The organism is Paraburkholderia sp. RL18-101-BIB-B, from assembly GCF_046026985.1.
In the GTDB taxonomy this organism is placed as follows: domain Bacteria; phylum Pseudomonadota; class Gammaproteobacteria; order Burkholderiales; family Burkholderiaceae; genus Paraburkholderia.
Genome location: NZ_JARESV010000137.1, coordinates 1 through 2,140, shown reverse-complemented (window position 1 = coordinate 2,140; position 2,140 = coordinate 1). Strand labels below are relative to the sequence as shown.

2 protein-coding genes and 1 pseudogene are annotated in these 2,140 nt (G+C 57.7%); all 3 read right to left on the bottom strand.

The features are described from left to right. Positions 1-37 precede the first annotated feature (37 nt). Positions 38-652, bottom strand: coding sequence for a TniQ family protein (locus P0D73_RS46265; protein ID WP_408288011.1), 615 nt, complete (start codon positions 650-652; stop codon positions 38-40). 4 nt (positions 653-656) lie between these two features. Beyond that, positions 657-1,637 (bottom strand): AAA family ATPase, encoded by a 981-nt coding sequence (locus P0D73_RS46260; RefSeq protein ID WP_408436426.1) that lies wholly within the window; start codon positions 1,635-1,637, stop codon positions 657-659. Between the two features lie 23 nt (positions 1,638-1,660). Further along, positions 1,661-2,140, bottom strand: a pseudogene (locus P0D73_RS46255) (integrase); the annotation flags it as partial.

The window sequence follows — 2,140 nt, the reverse complement described above, 5'->3', positions numbered from 1 at the left end:
TTGGAAAACAGCCAGAAGCGCCGTGGATATAGCGGAATCACCCTCGCCGGCGATCCATGTACCGACGCGTAAATGCCTTGCAGTGTCCTGGCTTCATCGGTCGCGCTCGGGAAGGCGTCCAGTAAACATTCGGGTACGATGCAAGACAGTTGGCGCAGCGATATTGCGCCTCAAGAAGCTGGACGTTAATTCGATACGGTATCTCATGGCCGCAGCGGCGACATGCCGACTCCACAGCACAGTGATGTGCGGGGCACACATTCAGACTCTCGGACTGATGGAGGATGCTGTGGTAGCCATAACCAAGACACAGTCGACAGAAGCGGAACGACGTGCTCCATCGCGGTCGAACCTCATCCTGTATCAATGCCGTTCGCATCGACCGCCTGGATACCTGCAGGTTCGCACGCAGCCGATCAATATCGATGACACCCACACGTGGCACGAGCCCTTCATAGGGGTCGACGTCCGGGCCCAACAGCCGCGCTACGACGTTTCCCGATAGTGCATTGGCTTTCTCGAATTTCCACAGGATCGAAATCAGCGACTCATACGGGTAAAGCCACTTCCTGTCGAACAGATAGCCCAGCGATGGCGTCAAACTGCCTTCTTCCAGCGTCAGGATCGGGAATCGGGGTTCCGTCAGGGTCATTGCTCTACGCTGCTGAAGCGAGCACGCGCCCCGTAGCATGGCGTGACTGGACATAACCGCAGTGCCTGACCGCGTGTTGCCATAGCACAGTTTCTGGACCGTACCCCCGAGCATCTCTAAGTTCGCTATCCTTAAGCACAATCTCGACAGCGCGCGCGAATGATTCCATCGGGATCTCCAGTTGACCCGGGAGACTGGCCTTGTGGTGGGCCGCCTCGAAAGCTTCCCATAGTTTACCGGCGTCATTGACCAGCCTGTAACCGGCATCAAACGCCTGAGGGACATAGAAGCGCGTGAAGCTCCAGTGACTTCTCTCCGGATATGCAGTCTGATCGTAGCCATTGAGACACGTCGCTACATCCTGAGCGTTGCGAATGCCGTAGAACGCGAGATCTTCGACCATCAGACGCGCGACGATCTGGGTCTTGCCCGCGACCTGCAGCGCAGTCTTCTGCGCGAGCAACTCCTGCTGACCGACGAGGAATGTGAAGAGCTTGATCTGCTGCCTGTCGAGTGTGTCATGTACGTCGCGCAGCCATTCATACTCGTTGTCGTCATATCGTTGAGCCTCATCGCAAAACCATAGAACCACCCCACTACCCGCCCTGGCGGCTGCCTCCCGAATTCTCAACGCCAGCCGCATCCGCTTGGAGGTGTTGGAACCCGCGTTAGGATCGGGGTCTCCGACTGCCTCCAACAGGTTCGCGAAGAACGGTCCTTCCGCATGCCGAGGCTTGTGCTCGCACTGCGCGTGGTAGCTCGTCATCCCAGGATAGTTTCGTGCAATGAGCAGTCGCACGTATTCGATCGCCCGAGTCTTGCCAATCCGCGACGGGCCATAGGTGAGCGCGCCCATGACCCGGTAGCGCAGACATCGCGCGACCAGTTCGTAAAACTCCTCGATTGCTGGGGTCGCAATCCTGTAGTTTCCCGTCATCAACGGATGCAGTGACGGATCGACCGGACGCGGTATCTCGAGCGACATGATGCCTCCCATCTGGAACAAGGTTAATAGACCTGACCCGTGCCGATCGTGAGCCTGCGCGGACGGACTGGCGTGCTCAATACAGGTGGTGGGCCTTGATCAGAAACGCCGTTAGGCTTAGATTCCGTATCGCGTTTCGCTGCAGGTAAAGCGGCTTTCGGCAGTCCGACGGGCGTCCGAACAGTAGGCGCGGCGGACAGGATGCGCACGGCCTGCGACAAATCCGATGCGACCTTACGTTTCTTCTTTGCCTGCGCCAGCTTGACGTTCAAATAGTCTTCAATGGGATTTGCGGACGCGGACGCCAACGATCCCCGATTGGCTTTCTCTTTGAGGATTTTCCGGCGTAGCGTCAAGGTGTGTGGCATGACACGCCATGCTCCCTGCGCGTTGAGGACGCCGAGTTCTGATCCGTCGGCTAGAAACGCGCGAACACTCCTCATATCGTCCGCATTCATATAGACAAGCAGGCGCTGCCCGATGAGATGTGTACTGCATGCAAG

Bases quoted from the DNA above. Each gene is read 5' to 3' on its own strand.
- P0D73_RS46265 (WP_408288011.1), bottom strand. From the start codon at position 652: ATGACCCTGACGGAACCCCGATTCCCGATCCTGACGCTGGAAGAAGGC.
- P0D73_RS46260 (WP_408436426.1), bottom strand. From the start codon at position 1,637: ATGTCGCTCGAGATACCGCGTCCGGTCGATCCGTCACTGCATCCGTTG.